General features: G+C 67.2%; 14 protein-coding genes. 11 read left to right on the top strand and 3 right to left on the bottom strand.

The annotated features are described in order from the left end of the window. Positions 1-9: 9 nt before the first annotated feature. The gene (locus ACSYAO_RS05235) at positions 10-2,604 is read right to left on the bottom strand and encodes a bifunctional aspartate kinase/diaminopimelate decarboxylase (RefSeq protein ID WP_100437481.1); all 2,595 of its coding nucleotides are present in this window, start codon (positions 2,602-2,604) and stop codon (positions 10-12) included. 75 nt (positions 2,605-2,679) lie between these two features. On the opposite strand from ACSYAO_RS05235, the gene ACSYAO_RS05230 reads away from it, so the two are divergent. Continuing rightward, positions 2,680-3,552: a PhzF family phenazine biosynthesis protein gene (locus tag ACSYAO_RS05230; protein WP_100437480.1), complete on the top strand. Its 873-nt coding sequence runs from the start codon at positions 2,680-2,682 to the stop codon at positions 3,550-3,552. 131 nt (positions 3,553-3,683) lie between these two features. Continuing rightward, positions 3,684-4,562, top strand: a complete 879-nt coding sequence (locus ACSYAO_RS05225; RefSeq protein ID WP_100437479.1) for a PhzF family phenazine biosynthesis protein — start codon at positions 3,684-3,686, stop codon at positions 4,560-4,562. 162 nt (positions 4,563-4,724) lie between these two features. Here ACSYAO_RS05225 and ACSYAO_RS05220 read toward each other — a convergent pair whose 3' ends face one another. Next, on the bottom strand, positions 4,725-5,156 hold the full coding sequence (locus ACSYAO_RS05220) for an OsmC family protein (protein ID WP_005408443.1): 432 nt from the start codon (positions 5,154-5,156) through the stop codon (positions 4,725-4,727). A gap of 371 nt (positions 5,157-5,527) precedes the next feature. Between ACSYAO_RS05220 and ACSYAO_RS05215 the strand changes: the two genes are divergently transcribed. The 4 genes from ACSYAO_RS05215 (at position 5,528) to ACSYAO_RS05200 (ending at position 7,771) form a co-directional block, all read left to right on the top strand. After that, the gene (locus tag ACSYAO_RS05215) at positions 5,528-5,926 is read left to right on the top strand and encodes an HU family DNA-binding protein (protein WP_010483539.1); all 399 of its coding nucleotides are present in this window, start codon (positions 5,528-5,530) and stop codon (positions 5,924-5,926) included. Positions 5,927-6,180: 254 nt separating this feature from the next. Next, positions 6,181-6,489, top strand: a complete 309-nt coding sequence (locus ACSYAO_RS05210; protein WP_049398822.1) for a DUF3861 family protein — start codon at positions 6,181-6,183, stop codon at positions 6,487-6,489. A 55-nt stretch (positions 6,490-6,544) separates the two neighbouring features. Then, entirely contained in the window at positions 6,545-7,093 is a 549-nt protein-coding gene (locus ACSYAO_RS05205) for a hypothetical protein (protein WP_197655984.1), read from the top strand. A gap of 81 nt (positions 7,094-7,174) precedes the next feature. After that, positions 7,175-7,771 carry a DUF1439 domain-containing protein gene (locus ACSYAO_RS05200; RefSeq protein ID WP_197655983.1) on the top strand — a complete coding sequence of 199 codons (597 nt, stop codon included), beginning with the start codon at positions 7,175-7,177 and terminating at the stop codon, positions 7,769-7,771. A 72-nt stretch (positions 7,772-7,843) separates the two neighbouring features. On the opposite strand, the gene ACSYAO_RS05195 is transcribed toward ACSYAO_RS05200, so the two are convergent. Continuing rightward, positions 7,844-8,311: an SET domain-containing protein gene (locus ACSYAO_RS05195; protein WP_012479369.1), complete on the bottom strand. Its 468-nt coding sequence runs from the start codon at positions 8,309-8,311 to the stop codon at positions 7,844-7,846. Between the two features lie 209 nt (positions 8,312-8,520). On the opposite strand from ACSYAO_RS05195, the gene ACSYAO_RS05190 reads away from it, so the two are divergent. The 5 genes from ACSYAO_RS05190 (at position 8,521) to ACSYAO_RS05170 (ending at position 13,824) form a co-directional block, all read left to right on the top strand. Then, a complete protein-coding gene (locus tag ACSYAO_RS05190) occupies positions 8,521-8,976 on the top strand; it encodes an SUF system Fe-S cluster assembly regulator (protein WP_005408436.1) in 456 nt (151 codons plus the stop codon). 18 nt (positions 8,977-8,994) lie between these two features. Beyond that, a complete protein-coding gene (gene sufB, locus ACSYAO_RS05185; RefSeq protein ID WP_043396952.1) occupies positions 8,995-10,470 on the top strand; it encodes a Fe-S cluster assembly protein SufB in 1,476 nt (491 codons plus the stop codon). Between the two features lie 74 nt (positions 10,471-10,544). Next, entirely contained in the window at positions 10,545-11,309 is a 765-nt protein-coding gene (gene sufC / locus ACSYAO_RS05180) for a Fe-S cluster assembly ATPase SufC (protein ID WP_019337095.1), read from the top strand. Beyond that, positions 11,309-12,571 carry a Fe-S cluster assembly protein SufD gene (gene sufD, locus ACSYAO_RS05175; RefSeq protein WP_100437476.1) on the top strand — a complete coding sequence of 421 codons (1,263 nt, stop codon included), beginning with the start codon at positions 11,309-11,311 and terminating at the stop codon, positions 12,569-12,571. The genes sufC and sufD overlap by 1 nt, the downstream gene beginning before the upstream one ends. Continuing rightward, positions 12,568-13,824 carry a cysteine desulfurase gene (locus tag ACSYAO_RS05170; protein ID WP_005408431.1) on the top strand — a complete coding sequence of 419 codons (1,257 nt, stop codon included), beginning with the start codon at positions 12,568-12,570 and terminating at the stop codon, positions 13,822-13,824. The genes sufD and ACSYAO_RS05170 overlap by 4 nt, the downstream gene beginning before the upstream one ends. Positions 13,825-14,081 lie beyond the last annotated feature (257 nt).

Raw genomic sequence — 14,081 nt, 5'->3', positions numbered from 1 at the left:
GCGCGGCGATCATTCGATCACGTCTTCGCGCGGCAGCATCCGCTGGTTGTAGGTGTTGGCCATCGAATAGCCGTAGGCGCCGGCATCGGCGATCAGCATCACGTCGTCCGGCGCGGTCGACACCGGCAGCTTGCGGCGCTTGCCGAAGACATCGCTGGATTCGCAGATCGGGCCGACCACATCGAACGCCGCTTCGGCATAACCGCCCTGGCGGCTGAGGTTCTCGATGTCGTGCCAGGCGTCGTACAGGGCCGGCCGCATCAGTGCGTTCATGCCGGCATCCAGGCCAACACGGCGCACGCCGTCCTTCTCCACCACCTGGGTGACATGGGTCAGCAGCACGCCGGACTCGGCCACCAGGTAGCGGCCCGGCTCGATCGCCAGGCGGAATGCCGGATGCAGCGCCTTGACCTCGGCCAGGCCCTCGGCCCAGGCGTCCAGGTCGAACGGCTCGTCTTCGTCGCTGTACGGAATCGGCAGGCCACCGCCGATGTCGATGGTGTGCACGCTGCCGATGCGGCGGGCGAAACCGGCCAGCTCATCGCACATCAGGCGCCAGTGCTGCGCGGTTTCCACGCCACTGCCGAGGTGCGCGTGCAGGCCGACCACGCGGCTGCCCAGATCGGTGGCCGCGCGCACGAACTCATCGACGCGGGCGATCGGCAGGCCGAACTTGGAGTCCTTGCCGCCGGTACGGACCTTGGCATGGTGGCCTTCGCCACGGCCCAGATCCACGCGCAGCCACAGCTCGCGGTTGCGGAACAGGTCCGGCCAGCGCTGCAGCGCTTCGACGTTGTCGACGGTGACGGTCACGCCCAGCGCGAACGCGGCTTCGTACTCGCTGCGCGGGCAGAAGCTGGGGGTGAACAGCACACGCTTGGGCGACAGTTCCGGCAGGTGCTGGAACACGTGCTTCAGTTCGCCGTGCGAGACGCACTCCAGGCCGAAGCCCTCGGCCTCCAGCAGCTGCAGGATGGCCGGATGGCTGTTGGCCTTGATCGCGTAGTAACGCTGGTCGATCGGCTTGATCGCGGCCAGCGCGCGGGCACGGGCGCGCACGGTCGGCAGGTGGTAGACATAGCGCGGCGTGCCAGCATCGGCCAGCTGCAGCAGGTGCGCCCGCTGGCCCCGCCACCACGGCGTGCCACGCGGGCGCACGGTGCCGGCGATCTCGCGCCAGCGTGGGCCGAACACTTCGGTCTCTTCCACCGGCATCGCACCGCTGTCGATCAGCTCGGCGTGCAGGATCGGCAGCAGGCCATCGGCATCGGCTTCGTCGATGACGAAGGTCAGGTTCAGGTCGTTGGACGACTGCGAGATCATGTGCACGCGCTCGCGGCCGAACGTGGCCCACACGTCCGACAGCTTGTGCAGCAGCGAACGCATGCCGCGGCCAACCAGGGTGATCGCTGCGCACGGCACGATCACCTTCACCTTGCAGATCTGCGACAGGTCGGCCGACAGCGCGGCCAGCACATCGGTGTTGACCAGGTTCTCGGACGGATCCAGCGATACGGTGACGTTGGTTTCGGCCGAACCGATCAGGTCCACCGACAGGCCATGCTTCTTGAACAGGTTGAACACATCGGCCAGGAAGCCGACCTGCTGCCACATGCCGATGCCTTCCATCGACACCAGCACGATGCCGTTGCGGCGGCTGATCGCCTTCACGCCCGGGACCGGCGCAGCGCTGCCATCGATGCTGGTGCCCGGCAGTTCCGGGCGCTCGGTATCGAGGATGGCCATTGGCACGCCAGCATCGCGGCACGGCTTGATCGAGCGCGGGTGCAGCACCTTGGCGCCAGTGGTGGCGATTTCCTGCGCCTCGTAATAATCCAGGCGGGTCAGCAGGCGCGCGTCCGGCACGTCCTTCGGGTTGGCACTGAACATGCCCGGCACATCGGTCCAGATCTCCACGCGGCTGGCACCGAGCAGCGCACCGAAGTACGCCGCCGAGGTATCCGAGCCACCACGGCCGAGGATGGCGGTACCACCATCGGCATGCCGCGAAATGAAGCCCTGGGTGATCAGCAGGCGGGTCGGCTGCGCGCGGAAGCGCTGCATCCACTCCGCATCGGCACGCCACTGGCAGTTCACCGACAGCCGCTGCGACCAGTCGCTCTGGTTCGGCTGCGGCGGCATCGCGTCCAGCCACTGGCGGGCATCCATCCAGCCCATGTCCAGGCCCGAGGCGTGCAGGTAGGCCGCGCCCAGGGTGGAGGACAGCAGTTCGCCCTGGCCCAGCACTTCGGCCTGCCACTGCAGCGGCCGGGTGGCCGCGCGCGCGTCGTCGAGCAGCCCCTGCAGCGCCGCCAGGCGCTCGGCCAGCACCTCGCGACCCAGGCCGAGTTCAACCAGGAAGGCCTCGTGGCGTTCGACCAGCGCCGCCACGCGATCACGGCTGTCCGGCGCGCCATCGGCGATCGCGGTCAGTTCGTTGGTGACCCCGGACAGCGCCGACACCACCACCAGCACGCGCGAGCCGGTCTCTTCCGCGCGTTTTTTCGCCAGCTTCCCGATCGTGTCCCAGCGGTGACGACGCGACACCGAAGTGCCGCCGAACTTCAGTACGATCCAACGATCGACAAGGGGGGAAGCTGACATGGATTGGCTATGTAGAATGTGGGGAAGCCGCCCTCAGGGGCGGAACCTTTGATTCTAAGCGCAATATCCCCGTAGATGGCCGTCCTTCGTTACCTGCAGCTCGATGTCTTCGCCCCCCGCCCCGGCACTGGCAATCCGCTGGGCGCCCTCCTGGATGCCGACGACCTCTCCGGCGAGCAGATGCAGGCCCTGGCCGCCTGGCTGAACCTGTCCGAGACGGTGTTCTTCCTGCGCCCCAGCGCGCCCGGCGCCGACTACCACATCCGCATCTTCACTCCGACCCGCGAGCTGGCATTTGCCGGCCACCCCAGCGTCGGCGCCGCCTGGGCGGCGGTGACCTGCGGCCTGGCGCAACCACGCGACGGTGCCCTGCTGCAGCAATGCGCGGCGGGGTTGCTGCCGGTACGGGTGAGCGGCCCGGCCGAGGCACTGCAGATCCAACTGGCCAGCCCACCGGCGCAGCAACTGGACACAGCGGCGGACGGAGCGCCGGAAGCGCTGCTGGCGCTGGCTGCTAGCGGGCACGTACCCGAACTCTGGGACAACGGCGCTCGCTGGTGGCTGCTGCCGCTGCGCGACGCCTCCGCCGTACGCAACCTGGTGCCGGACATGGCCGCACTGGCCGACTGGAGCCTCACCACTGATGCCACCGGCCTGGCCGTGTTCGCCGACGAAGCTGGCACCGACCACACCCGGGTGGTGCGCGCCTTCTGCCCCGCTGATGCGGCCAGCGTGCCGGAAGATCCGGTCACCGGCAGCGCCAATGCCCTGATCGGTGCCTGGCTGCGGCAGCGCAACGCCCTGCCCGGCCGCGAGGGCCACTACGTGGCCAGCCAGGGCCGCGAAGTCGGCCGCGACGGCCGCGTGCAGGTGCAGGTCGATGCGCAGGGCACGGTCTGGATCGGCGGCCAGGTGCAGGCGGTCATCGACGGCCACATCCGCTGGTAGCCCACGGAAAAAAGGGGACGGAGGGAATTAAGTCGCTTATGGCACATGGGGCAAAAGCGACTTAATTCCCCCCGTCCCCTTTTGGGTGCCCCGCGCTACGCTATGCGGCCTGTTTACTGGAGTGCCGCCTGATGTCCACCCGCCGTTTCCTGCAGCTGGATGTGTTTTCCCCGCGCGCCGGCGCTGGCAATCCGCTGGCCGTGGTGCTCGATGCCGAGGGCCTGGACGACGCCAGCATGCAGGCCATCGCGCGCTGGACGCGTCTGCCCGAAACCACCTTCGTGTTCCCGCCGCAGGTCGCCGGTGCCAGTTACCGGCTGCGCATGTTCAGCCCGCAGAAGGAAGTTCCGTTTGCCGGCCACCCCAGCGTCGGCACCGCACATGCGGTGCTGCAGGCCGGCCTGGCCGCAGCGGTCGATGGTGTGCTGGTGCAGGACGGCATTGCCGGTGCCCTGCCGCTGCGCGTCAGCGGTGAGGGTGTGCAGCAGCGCATCGCCATCCGCACGCCGCGCGCGCAGCTGGCCGAGACTGCCGAGGCGACCGATCCACGCCTGCAGGCCGCACTGAAGGACTGGCCGCTGGGCACGCTGCCGCCGGCGCGGATGCAGGGCGGACGCAGCTGGTGGGTGGTGCAGGTGGCCGATGAGGCCGCATTGCGCGCGCTGCAGCCGGACTGGGATGCGGTGGCCGCACTGGCCGAGTCCACCGACAGCATGGGCGTGTTCGCCTATGCCTTCAGCGATGGCAGCGAGGGCTTCGATCTGGCGGTACGTGCCTTCGTCGGCAATGGACGCCGCTTCGAGGACGCCGCCTCCGGTGCTGCCAATGCGGTGCTGGCCGCATGGCTGGACCTGCGCGATGCGCTGCCCCGTGGTCGCGCACCGTTCGAAGTCAGCCAGGGCCGCGAAGTCGGCCACGACGCGCGCCTGACCCTTTTCGTCGATGAAGACGGGGAAGTCTGGTCCGGTGGCCAGGTGCAGACGGTGATTACCGGCACCCTTGATTGGTGATTGTGATGGGGGATGGTAGAGCCGAAGGCAGCGGCAGGAGCCGCTGCCAACGTCGGACGCGACGGCCCGGAGGGTGGCGGCCAGGAAGGCCGCCATAACGCTGGCCGGCTGCTACCTGGACCTCGACATCATGCGGTTGCCGGCCAGCGGCCGGCACTACCCTCAGCCCAGCTCGGCTTCCAGGCTGATCGGCACTGCGCTCAATGCCTTGGATACCGGGCAGTTCTGCTTGGCGTCATCGGCAATCGCACGGAACTGCGTCGCGTCGATGCCCGGCACCACGGCCTTCACCTTCAGCCGGATCTGCGACAGCTGCGGGCCGCCTTCCAGCGACAGATCGACCTTGGCTTCGGTATCCAGCGAGGTCGGGGTAAAGCCGGCCTCGCCGAGCTTGGCCGACAGCGCCATGGTGAAACAGCCGGCGTGCGCGGCAGCGATCAGTTCTTCCGGATTGGTGCCCTTTTCGTCGCCGAAACGGCTGTTGAAGCCGTAGCGTGTCTTGTCCAGCAGCCCGCTCTGCGGCGTGCTCAGCTGCCCCTTGCCCGACTTCAGATCGCCTTCCCAGTGCGCGGTGGCGTGTCGCGAGATTCCCATGTGCTGCTCCTGCGTGACGGTGATGAACGGTCACCCTCGCACGGGAGGCGTTAGCCCTGCGTCGCTCCGCCGCACGCTACAGGTCCGCCGGAAACCGGACAACTGGTCACTTCTTCGCCAGACCGGCGCGCATTTTTCCCTTGTTTTCAGTGGTTTCGCGCATTCCTCCGACGGGCGGGCGCGGGCCATCGCGCGCGCTGCCACACCCCCTTCCCCCACTGCCGGCCATGTACTGAATCGGCCTGGATATGAAAAAACATGCACTTTCCGCGCTTCGGGCTATTGGCGGCGCCCGAGAGTTGCCCTACATTGCGCTTGCCGACGGGGTTCGGCGCCGACCAAACAACCAACCGTTCACGGAACAGGAAACCATGGCAAAGACCGCTAAGAAGGCTGCCCCGAAGAAGGCAGTGAAGAAAGTCGCGACGAAGGCAGCCGCCAAGCCGGCCGCTCCGAAGCCGATCAAGGAAGTGCTGACCAAGTCCGGCCTGGTTGCACACATCGCTGAAGCCTCCGGCGTCATCGCCAAGGACGTCCGCGCTGTGCTGGCCTCGCTTGAAAGCGCCGTCGCCTCCTCGGTGCACAAGAAGGGCGCTGGCTCCTTCACCCTGCCGGGCCTGCTGAAGATCACCACCGTCAATGTGCCGGCCAAGCCGAAGCGCAAGGGCATCAACCCGTTCACCAAGGAAGAGCAGTGGTTCGCTGCCAAGCCGGCCACCACCAAGCTGAAGGTGCGTCCGCTGAAGAAGCTGAAGGACGCCGCGCTGTAAGCGCGCGCCCCAACGCGGATTCCGACGGGACGGCTCTGGCCGTCCCGTTTTTTTTGTCCCAACCACAGCCCGCAACACAGCGTTGCCGCATCCCCGGGAATGCGCGTACAGGCCCGTCGCCATTGGCTGGGCGTGGTCCGTTGCGGCCCCGGAACGTACCGGGTGGAACACTGCGTGCAGCCCCGGCCATCGCCGCCGGGCACGGCCTTGCCTAAGGTGGGCACATCCTCCACAGCTACGGCGAGCACACCCTCATGGCCAGCCCCTCCACCCGCTACCGGATCTCGGTGACCCCCATCGAAAAGGACGGGTTGCAGTGCACCGGGCGCTGCACCATCGAACTGGAACATCGCGCAAGCCGCGACCTGATGCGCCTGCTGGAAGCGGCGCCGCGCACCGCTGGTATCAGCGGCGACGAGCGCGCGACCCTGGTGATCGCCACCCAGCTGCTGCGCGACATTGTGCAGCGCCACGCCGACACCGAAGGGCATGCCCTGGCCGCCATCGCCGCGCAGGTGCTGCCGGCGCTGGATGCACTGGAACAGCTGCCCTCCTCCCGCTGATCGCGGCACAGTCGATACACTGCCTCCTTCCGTTCGCCTCGGGGAGGAGGCAGACATGCGCAGGTTCCTGATACTGCTCGCACCGCTGGTGCTGCTGGCCTGTTCCCGGCCGCCATCGCAATCCGATCCAGCGGATGCCACACCGTCGGCCACGGCCGAGGTGGCTGCCCGCACGAAGTCACAGACCGCCGCAGAAGGCGATGCACCGGCCGTGCAGGCCATCGATGTCGATCCCCTGTTTGCCGCCGTCGCGGCCGAGGCCGAGCTGCCGGCGGGAATGCTCAATGCCTATGTCATGGCCCTGCTCAATCGCGATCGCAAGGCCGTCGACGCCGCGTGGACATTCCCGCCCAGCGATGCACGACGCGCCGACGATGCCGCATTGCGCCAGCTCACGGACGTGCGCAGCCTGCGCCTGACCAGCGAACTACCGATCGCGCGCGACGGTCACCAGCCGCCGCAGCTGCTGGAGGTTCCGGTGCAGATCCGCGCAGTGACCCCTGAGGGCACCTTCCGCTTCGGTGGCTGGTACCGGGTGCAACCCCGTGCCGATGGCCGCGCCTGGCAGATCCAGTCGGCGCAACTGCGCCCATCGCTGGACTGAACCGTTGCAGCGGCATGCACGCGCGATTCAGCCGGCACGGCTACTCTTTGATTCGTCCATTCATATCCACCGGTCACCGCCATGCGCCTGCGTTCCCTGATGATCCGCCTCGCGGCCTCCACCGTACTGATCGCCGCTGCGATCGGCGCCCAGGCCGCCCCTTCCATTTCCGGCCGCGAACTGTCGGTCGGCGCCAGTGACGTGCAGCAGTACCTCGATGGCAGCTTCCCACGCACCCAGGACGCCCTCGGCGGCCTGATCGCGCTGACCATGAGCCATCCACAGCTGAGCCTTCCGGCCGGCGAGCGGCTGAACCTGGGCATGGATGTGGCACTGGCCACCGCCGGTGGCAACCCGGCCAAGCTGGGCACGGTGAAGCTCAGCAGTGGACTGCGCTACGACTCGCAGACCCAGGGCTTCCACCTGCAGCAGCCGAGCGTGGATGACTTCACCCCGGCCAACCAGGGCGGTCGCCTCGATTCGCGCACCCGCGGCCTGCTCAATGCCTGGCTGAGCGACTACGCCCAGCGCGAACCGATCTACAAGCTGGACCCGGCCGTGGCCGGCCTGCTCGGCGCGCTGCAGGTGCAGTCGGCGCAGGTGAAGAACGGCAAGCTGGTGGTCACCTTCAACCAGAACCTGGGCAACCTGGTGCCGGCAGGCGTGCTGGGTAAGTAAGGTAGTGCCGGCCGCTGGCCGGCACGCTTTTCACATGTGTACCGGCCAGCGGCCGGCACTACCCGCTGCGGGTCAGCGCTTGGGCTGCAGCATGGTGCCGGTGCACTTGGGCGAGCCGCAGCGGCATTCCCAGATCTTCTTCAGCTTGGCGGTGTGGCGCTCGGCCAGGGTGATGCCGTAGTTGTAGGTCAGCTCTTCGCCGGCCTTGATGTCACGCAGCGCCTCGATGAACACCTTGTCGCCGCGGCTGTCGCCGTCCTCGTCTTCCTCGATCACCGCCTCGCAGTTCGGGTCGCAGCTGTGGTTGATCCAGCGCGCGTCATTGCCCTTGTAGTTGGCATCGATCACCCAGTCGTCGTTGAGGGTGAACAGGAAGGTATGGCCACTTTCGACGTCGCCGCTGTCATCGGCATCAACGTCGCCGTGGCTGCGCAGCAGGCCCTTGTACTGGATCACGCGCTCGCCCTGCTTGATCGGGGCCACGGCGAACACGCCGTTGCCATGGATGGCGGACTTGCGGGCTTGGATCTTCTTCGGCATCGGCACGGGCTGTTTGCAGCGAATGGAACAGGGATTCTCGCCCATTCCGGGTGATTGCGAAAATCACCCCGTTGGCGCAGCATTGCGCCCTGGCAACGGCCCCGGTGTGTCCTCCCGGCCCGGCCCCAGCGCCGGCTGAATGCCCGGGTTGGATGGCGGCGAATAAAAGCGTACAATTTCAGTCCGCTTTAAGAACCACTCGCATCCCCATGTTGCGCGTCACCAAACTCACCGATTACGCCACCGTCGTGCTGACCGTGCTCGCCGCCCGTCCGGGCGAGGTGCTCAGTGCCACCGAGCTGGCCGAATTCACCGGTCTGGAGCCGCCCACCGTCAGCAAGGTGCTCAAGCCGCTGGCCCAGGCCGGCCTGGTTGAAGGCCTGCGCGGCGTCCGTGGCGGCTACCGCCTGACCCGCCCGGCCATCGAGATCTCGCTGTTCGAAGTGGTCGAAGCGATGGAAGGGCCGCTGGCCCTGACCGAATGCAGCCACGACCACCACCAGTGCGGCATGGCGCCCAAGTGCGGCGCGCGCAGCAGCTGGCGGTTGATCAACGACGTGGTCTCCGAGGCCCTGCGCGATGTCACCCTTGCGCAGATCCTGCCCCCTCTCCCCCTTGCCGATGACGAACAGCGCCGCACCATCGCTGTCGACGTCGTCTCCTGATCCGTAGGCAGCCCCCCCATGGCCACCGAAACCATCGAAAACGTCGCCCACGACGACACCCCCAACCGCGAGATCCACGAGCAGCTCGGCCGCAAGTATTCGGCCGGCTTCATCACCGAGATCGAATCGGACTCCCTGCCGCCGGGCCTGGACGAGGACACCATCCGTGCCCTGTCGGCCAAGAAGGAAGAGCCGGAGTGGATGACGCAGTGGCGCCTGGACGCCTACCGCCACTTCCTGACCATGCCGATGCCGGACTGGGCCAAGCTGGAGATCGCGCCGATCGACCTGCAGGCGCTCAGCTACTACTCCGCGCCGAAGGGCCCGAAGTACGCCTCGCTGGATGACGTGCCGAAGGAACTGCTCGACACCTACGACAAGCTGGGCGTGCCGCTGCACGAGCGTGCCAAGCTGGCCGGCGTGGCGGTGGACGCGGTGTTCGACTCGGTGTCCGTCGGCACCACGTTCCGCAAGGAACTGGCCGAGAAGGGCATCATCTTCTGCTCGATGTCCGAGGCCATCAAGGAACACCCGGAACTGGTCCGCCAGTACCTGGGCACCGTGGTGCCGGTGGGCGACAACTACTTCGCCGCGCTCAACTCGGCGGTGTTCTCCGATGGCAGCTTCGTGTTCATTCCCAAAGGCGTTCGCTGCCCGATGGAACTGAGCACCTACTTCCGCATCAATGCCGGCCACACCGGCCAGTTCGAGCGCACCCTCATCGTGTGCGAGGACAAGGCCTACGTGTCCTACCTGGAAGGCTGCACCGCGCCGATGCGCGACGAGAACCAGCTGCACGCCGCAGTGGTCGAGCTGGTCGCGCTGGAAGACGCGGAGATCAAGTACTCCACCGTGCAGAACTGGTACCCGGGCGACGAGAACGGCGTCGGCGGCATCTACAACTTCGTCACCAAGCGTGCCGAGTGCCGTGGTGCGCGCAGCAAGGTCACCTGGACCCAGGTCGAAACCGGCTCGGCGATCACCTGGAAGTACCCGTCCTGCGTGCTGCTGGGCGACGACTCGGTCGGTGAGTTCCACTCCGTGGCGCTGACCCATCACCGCCAGCAGGCCGACACCGGCACCAAGATGATCCACGTCGGCAAGCGCACCAAGAGCAAGATCGTCAGCAAGGGCATCAGTGCCGGCCGCGGCCAGAACACCTACCGCGGCCTGGTGCGTGTGGACCGCAATGCCGATGGCGCGCGCAACTACACCCAGTGCGATTCGCTGCTGATCGGCAAGCAGTGCGGCGCGCACACCTTCCCCTACATCGAGGTGAAGAACCCGGGCGCCACCGTCGAGCACGAGGCCACCACCTCGAAGATTTCCGACGACCAGCTGTTCTACTGCCGCGCCCGTGGCATCAGCCAGGAAGACGCGGTGTCTATGATCGTCGACGGCTTCTGCAAGCAGGTGTTCCGCGAACTGCCGATGGAGTTCGCGGTGGAAGCCAAGAAGCTGCTGGAAGTCTCGCTGGAAGGTTCGGTGGGCTGACCGCCCGCCCCTGCCCCTCGCAAACGCATTCTCTTTACCGGCGGGCCGCGGCCCGCCCCACGGAAACCCCCACCATGCTGAAGATCGAAAACCTCCACGCCCGCATCGGCGACAAGGAAATCCTCAAGGGCCTGTCGCTGGACGTCCAGCCCGGCCAGGTGCACGCCATCATGGGCCCGAACGGCGCCGGCAAGTCCACCCTGGGCAATGTCCTGGCCGGCCGCGACGGCTACGAAGTGACCGAAGGCAGCGTGCAGTTCGACGGCGTCGACCTGCTGGAGCAGGACCCGGAAGCGCGCGCCGCTGCCGGCCTGTTCCTGGCGTTCCAGTACCCGGTGGAAATCCCGGGCGTGAACAACACCTACTTCCTGCGCGCGGCACTGAACGCCCAGCGCAAGGCGCGCGGTGAGGAAGAACTCGATTCCATGCAGTTCCTCAAGCTGGTGCGCCAGAAGCTGGCCGTGCTGCACCTGAAGGACGAACTGCTGCACCGTGGCGTCAACGAAGGCTTCTCCGGTGGCGAGAAGAAGCGCAACGAGATCTTCCAGCTGGCCGTGCTCGAACCGAAGCTGGCGATCCTGGACGAAACCGACTCGGGCCTGGACATCGATGCGCTGAAGAGCGTGGCCGATGGTGTCAACGCGCTGCGCGCCGCCGATCGCTCGTTCCTGGTCATCACCCACTACCAGCGCCTGCTGGACTACATCAAGCCGGACGTGGTGCACGTGCTGGCCGATGGCCGCATCGTCAAGAGTGGCGGCCCGGAGTTGGCACTGGAACTGGAAGCGCACGGCTATGATTTCCTGAAGGACCGGGTCGTGCCCGAGGCGGCGGTCTGATGAGCGCCCTGCTTGATTCGATGGCCCAGGCCTTCTGCGGCAGCGATGCGCGCCGCGAAGTGCTGGACGCGGCCCTGCGCGACGGCCTGCCGGCCGCCCGCAACGAAGCCTGGAAGTACACCTCGCTGCGCCAGCTGGAACGCCGTGCGTTCGCTGCGGCGCCGCTGCAGGGCCCTGCGCTGGACGCCGCGCTGCTGGACGACATTCCGGCGCCGCGCCTGGTGTTCGTCAACGGTCGCCTGGATGCCGCGCTGAGCGACGTGCAGGCGCTGCCGGCCGGCGTGCAGCTGCAGCCGCTGTCGGCCGCACTGGCCTCCGGCGAAGACGCCGTGCGTTTCCTTGGCCGCCGCTACGAACGCAGCGAAGAGATCTTCGCCCGCCTGAATGCCGCGCTGGCCGATGAAGGTGTGGTGTTGCGCGTGGATGAAGGCGTGCAGGTCGAAACGCCGCTGCAGCTGGTATTCGCCAGCGTCGCCGGCGACACCGACCTGGCCTGGCACCACCGTCACCTGATCGAACTGCGTGCCGGCGCCAGCCTGGGCGTGGTCGAGCACCTCTTCAGCGTGGGTGACTCCGCCCACCTGGACAACACCGTGCTGCATGCCCACGTCGCCCGTGATGCCGTGCTCAAGCACGCCCGCGTGCAGGCCGGCAGCGCGCGCCAGACCAGCTTCCTGCGCACCGACGCGGTGCTGGCCCGCGACGCGCAGTACCACCGCGTCGACCTGGAACTGGGCGCCGCGCTCAGCCGCCATGAACTGAACGTGCGCCTGGAAGGCGACAATGCCCAGCTGACCGCCAACGGCGTGCTGCTTGGCAATGGCCGCCGCCACGTCGAAACCCGCCTGGGCATCGACCACATCGCACGCGATACCGCCTGCGAACTGCTGTGGCGCGGCGTCGCCGCCAACCGCAGCCGCGTGGTGTTCCATGGTGGCATCCAGATCCGCGAAGGCGCCGATGGCACCGACGCGAACCTGTCCAACAAGAACCTGCTGCTGTCGGCCGATGCCGAGATCGACACCCAGCCGACACTGGTGATCGACGCCGATGAAGTGAAGGCCGCGCACGGCGCGACCGTCGGCCAGCTCGATGCCAATGCGCTGTTCTACCTGCGCTCGCGCGGCCTGCCGCAGGCACAGGCGCAGGCACTGCTGAGCGCCGCGTTCTGCCACGAGCCGCTGAAGATCCTGCCCGACGCACTGCGTGCGCAGCTGGCACGTCGCCTGGACAAGGCCCTCGCCGAGGCGGGTGTGGCATGAACCTGTCCACGCCGCGACCGATCGAAGAACGCACCGGCGCCCCCGACTGGGACCGCGTCCGTCTCGACTTCCCGCTGTTGATGCGTGAAGTGCACGGCAAGCCGCTGGTCTATTTCGACAACGCCAACACCGGCCAGAAGCCAGTGCAGGTGATCGGCGCGGTGGACGAGTTCTACCGCCGCTACAACGCCAACGTCAGCCGCGCGGTGCATGCACTGGGCAGCGAAGCCACCGATGCCTACGAAGGCGCACGCAACAAGCTGGCACGCTTCCTCAACGTGCGCCCCAGCGACCTGGTGCTGTGCAGTGGCACCACCTTCGCCATCAACCTGGTGGCCTATTCGTGGGCGCTGCCGCGGCTGAAGGCCGGTGACGTGATCCTGATCACGCGCATGGAGCACCACGCCAACATCGTGCCGTGGCAGCTGGTCGCGCAGCGTACCGGCGCCACCATCCGCGTGGCCGAGATCACCCCCGATGGCGCGCTGGACCTGGATGCGCTGCGCGCGGCGATGACCCCGGAGGTCAAGCTGCTGGCGGTTACTCATGTCTCCAACGTGCTGGGCACGGTCAATCCGGTGCGCGAGATCTGCCGCGAAGCGCGCAAGCGCGGCATCATCACCGTGGTCGATGGCTCGCAGGCCGTGCCGCACCGCAAGGTCGACGTCGCCGCGATCGGCTGCGATTTCTACGCCATCACCGGCCACAAGATGTGCGGCCCGACCGGCACCGGCGCACTGTGGGCGCGCCGCGAGCACCTGGACGCGATGCCGCCGTTCCTCGGCGGCGGCGAGATGATCAAGGAAGTCAGCTTCGACGGCACCGTGTTCAACGATGCCCCGCACAAGTTCGAAGCCGGCACCCCGAACATCGCCGGTTTCATCGGCCTGGGCGTGGCTGCCGACTACTTGCAGCAGCTTGGCCAGGAGAACGTGGAAGCCCGCGAAGCCGAACTGCTGGCGCACTTCACCGAAGAGCTGCGCCGCGTCGACGGCCTGCGCATCATCGGCGAAGCGCCGGAGAAGGCCGCGGTGGTCTCGTTCCTGATCGACGGCGCGCATGCCCACGATCTGGCCACCCTTCTGGATCTGGAAGGCGTGGCCGTGCGCTCTGGCCAGCACTGCGCGCATCCGCTGCTGCAGTACTTCGGCGTCGCCGCCACCTGCCGTGCCTCGCTGGCGTTCTACAACACGCACGCCGAGATCGAGCGGTTCATGACCGCGCTGACCAAGGTACGCAAACTGCTGGGGTGAGGATTCGCCAGAACCAGGAAAGTACAAGAACGCCGCAGGAAACTGCGGCGTTTTTTTATTGCGCGCTGGACGCAACCAAGCAGAGGTGTAACCGGGAAACGCTGAGCGATGCCAGGAACGGGCAATCTCACCGTAATGCCGATCCATCCACCATCAACGACCTTGAGGCACCGTCCCCTACATGCCAACAAGCATGGATACCCCGGAGGCAATCAAGAAGACGTACATCATCACGACGCCCCTCAACACCCACCGTT

This window comes from Stenotrophomonas sp. STK16_22 (assembly GCF_051984505.1).
In the GTDB taxonomy this organism is placed as follows: domain Bacteria; phylum Pseudomonadota; class Gammaproteobacteria; order Xanthomonadales; family Xanthomonadaceae; genus Stenotrophomonas; species Stenotrophomonas maltophilia_A.
The sequence above is the reverse complement of the archived record's forward strand: the minus strand, read 5'-3'. Positions and strand labels throughout refer to the sequence as shown.